Genomic DNA, 875 nt, shown 5'->3' with positions numbered 1-875 from the left:
CACACCTTAACAGGGCGTTAAAGGTACAATTTGTAGACGCTCTGAGCTAATTTATTAATCGTGACGAATAGTTAAAGTAATTAAAGTTTGTCGTCTTGCCTTGGTATAATATGCAGTTTATATATGTACTAAGAGATTCTTCATGTCAGGACAATATAGTGTGGTAAACCCAGTAGATACAGGATCTTCAGGCTTTTATAGCCTGGTCGATAAGATATCCGACCAAAAGTTTGAACTACGCGCTGAACAAAAAAAGAATGAAGAGTTAGAGTGCCAGCAAGAATTGCTATTAGCTAAAATTAAGAAATTGACTTCAGAAGTTGATAGTTTGTCGAGTCAATTATCGTCTCTAGAGCTTGATAGTTCTAAGCAAGAAAAACTCTACTCTGATGCTTTGATTGAAAACTCTCGACTTCGAGAAGAACATTATGATGACTTGAAAGTTGCTGAATCAATAGCAAAAAAACGTATAACTGAACTTGAGGGTAGCCTTGCTGAAGCAGAAGATCTAGCGGGGTACTATAAGCGAAAATTATCAGAGGCGAATTTCGAGCTTTGTCAGCGTGATTTGGCTAAGAAACGATATAAACAGTTTGCATATACTTGTGTTGGATTGCTGTTTTTTGCCTTATTTTTTGCTTCATCTAGTTAATTTTTTAACGAACATTGTACCTTTAACAAACTGTTTAAGAGCGATTCGCAACGCGTGGCATTTTTACTATGCGTTGTGTTTAGTGTTTAAGGTGGTATGCAGCGGCTTCGGTATTGCGTTGCTCACACCTTAACAGGGCGTTATAAGCTAGGAAAATAGAATGAATAAGCAAGAAAAATTAAAACTACTCAGGAAGCTTCTGGAAAAATCATCAATAGTAAAA

Annotated in this window: 1 protein-coding gene; it reads left to right on the top strand. The window is 36.5% G+C overall.

What is annotated here, in order from left to right:
- Positions 1-142 precede the first annotated feature (142 nt).
- On the top strand, positions 143-652 hold the full coding sequence (locus BCT11_RS04075; RefSeq protein WP_042606477.1) for a hypothetical protein: 510 nt from the start codon (positions 143-145) through the stop codon (positions 650-652).
- The last annotated feature ends 223 nt before the right edge of the window (positions 653-875 follow it).

Source organism: Vibrio sp. 10N.222.52.B12, from assembly GCF_002875385.1.
Classification (GTDB): Bacteria; Pseudomonadota; Gammaproteobacteria; order Enterobacterales; family Vibrionaceae; genus Vibrio; species Vibrio jasicida.
The sequence above is the reverse complement of the archived record's forward strand: the minus strand, read 5'-3'. Positions and strand labels throughout refer to the sequence as shown.